Consider the following 2,772-nt stretch of genomic DNA (forward strand, 5'->3'; position numbering starts at 1 on the left):
TCCAGGCATTCGACATCGCCTTCGACGGCCGCCTCACCCACAACCGAATCTGACCCACGACACCAACCCAGTTACACCGTTCACTGGACAGACCCGGCTTTGTCGCCTGGGCGAACTCGGTACAACTCGCGTTGACCTTGGTGGCCGGACTGCTCGCGCTTGTACTGCTGCTGTTGCAGCTGTGGTCCAGCAGGCAGGAGCGACGCGAAGAGCAGAAGAAGAACAAGCAGACCAGGCAGCAGTAAACGGCGACCGGCGGGCACACCGTGTGCGCGGGTGCTCGACAAGCAGATGCAAGCACCCGGCCGCGTTCACGATTCCGATGGACGCGGCCGGAGTCGGCCCGGGCGATCTCCGCTGCGGTTCCGCCCTTTGACTGAACAGCCGGCGCCTCGTTGCAACTCGACTGAGACTCCGTGGCCCATCAGTCTCTGACGGTGTCTGCTTCCCCGGCGGGATTTCCCTCCCACCGTGCGTCAGGTGGGATTTCCTCGCCTTTCATCAGGAAGGAGTGAGCGGCGAGCTGCGCCCGTTCGCCGAGCGTCGTGCCGTAGTGGACGAGGGACCCCACGCCGATGGTGACGTCCGCGCCGATCGTGACACGGTCGGATTTGAAGGCACCGTCCTCCTGGGAGTGGCACTGGATGATGCAGCCCGCGTTGAGGGTGCTGCCGTCCCCAATGGTGGTGAGGCCGCGTTCGGAGATCACACAGCCGTCGTCGAAGACGCGGCGGCCGATTTTGGCGCCCCGCCAGCGCCAGATCATGGTCTTGAACGGGGTGCCGTTGAAGATGTGCACGTAGTCGTGCGAGGTCAGCTTCCAGTAGCGCTCGTGGCCCCAGAAGTCGGGGGCGTAGATCGAGCAGTACAGCGGCCTCAATGGCCGCAGCGCCGTGACGGCTCTTTCGATCAGCGTGAAGTAGAGGACGGTGAACACGAGGGTGAGCAGGCCCGCCAGCGCGTATGCCGGTATGCCGATGGCATCGTAGAGCTCTATGGCGGTCATGGTGATGAGGACGAGTACGAAGAAGTGGAACCAGCGCGACAGCAGGTGCAGGCTCGCGGTGATTGCGTTGTGCCTGTTCTTGGCGGCGAGGCGGCGGTGCTGCTCGTCACCGTGGGAGATCTGCTCGAACTGGGTGTCGCGCAGCACCGTACGTGGGATCTCGAAGCTGGGTGAGCCGAGCAGGCCCACGCCTTCGCGTACCTCGCCGTCGATCGGGACCATGACCTTGGTCGCGAGCAGGCAGTTCTCGCCGGTGCGGCCGTGTGCCGGGTAGGCGATGTGGTTACCGATGAAGTTGTTCGGCCCGATCGCGGTGCGGGACAGCCGGAAGGACGTGCTGGAGAAGTCGGCGTTGACGATCGAGAGGCCGTCGGCGACCATCGTCCCCCGGCCCACGGTGCTGAGATACGGGGTGTCGTGTCTGACCAGCGCGCCGAAGTTCGACCCGGTCTGCTCGACGCGGCACAGGTCGTATCCGAGGCAGCGCAGGTAGTGGACGATCGCGGAGCTGTCGCCGAAGAGCGTGGTGAAGAATCTGACGTTCGTCAGCCGGGTGATCGCCCGCTGGATGCCGTGGTGGAAGCCGTACAGCGGGTAGGCCCTGCCCGGTTCGACCGCCAGGCTCAGCAGCCGCGGGATGGTGCTCACCGCCACCAGTCCCGCCGCGATGCCGCCGAAGAAGACCACGAGGGACGCGACCAGCGCCTCAAGATAGAACCTGGGGCTGGTCAACGCCTGCGGGCCGGGCGTGAAGGCCGAGTTGAGCTGCGGCACCACCATGAACACGAGGCTCACCCCGACCAGGGTCAGGGGCAGGTACACCAGGAGGAAGGCGAGCAGCTGCGACAGGCTGTAGAAGACCCTGCGAAGAGGCCCGCACGCTGCGGGTTCGACAGTCCTGAAGTCGGTCGTCGTCGGCCGCGCAGGTGTGCCGTGCCACGACTCTCCGGCCGGGATTCTCTGCCCGGGATGCAGGGAGGAGGCATGGCCCAGCTGGGAGTGGTCGTCCATCGACGTGTTGATGTCGAGGACTGCCTGCACGCCGACGGTCACATCGGCGCCGAGGGTGACAGGGCCCGTTTCGATACAGCCGTCGTGCGCCCGGTAACAGGACACCAGTACGTCCTTGCGGACGACCGTGCCGTCGCCGATGGACAGCAGGTCGGTGCAGACGGGCATCTGTCGGGCGAGGATGGTGACACCCGTCCCGATGCGCGCGCCGAGTGCCCGGAGGTACAGCACGTACAGCGGAGAAGCGGTGAACAGCCGTATCGGGCTGGTCCGGATCAGGATCTTGACGCACCACCAGCGCAGGTACGCGAAACCCCACAGGGGAAACCGGGCGGGGCGGAAGCGGCCGATGAGTATCCACTTGGCGGCGATCGGCAACGCGCACGCGCCGATGAAGAGTGCCGTGCTGAACAGCACCGCGCGCAGATAGACACCGGCGGGGCCCGAGCCCTCCACGGTCCACTCGTAGCCGAGCACGGCGACGGAGGCGGCGACGGAGGAGTAGACGAGGAAGGCCAGAAGCTGGGCCGCTCCGCACAGCGCGTACCGCCACGGGCCGCACCGGGGCGCGTCCGGCACGCCGGACAGGTCGTCGCTCTCTGCAGAGGCTTGCATGGCGGACTGTGAGGTGGCGGGTGAGGCTGGCACGGGCGGATCAACGGCGGGATGCTCCGTGAACGCGGCCAGGCCCCGGATCGTGGGGTGCCGATAGACGTCCTTCATCGACACCGTCGGCAGATCCTCGCGCTTGCGCA

General features: G+C 66.4%; 1 protein-coding gene. It reads right to left on the minus strand.

Going from position 1 to position 2,772, the window contains the following annotated elements:
- Window positions 1-424: 424 nt before the first annotated feature.
- Window positions 425-2,772, minus strand: a 2,348-nt coding sequence (locus ACIPK3_RS28315) for a Pls/PosA family non-ribosomal peptide synthetase (protein WP_402574130.1), incomplete at its 5' end; no start/stop codon positions are given.

The sequence above is a fragment of the Streptomyces sp. NPDC086787 genome (genome assembly GCF_044745865.1).
Classification (GTDB): domain Bacteria; phylum Actinomycetota; class Actinomycetes; order Streptomycetales; family Streptomycetaceae; genus Streptomyces.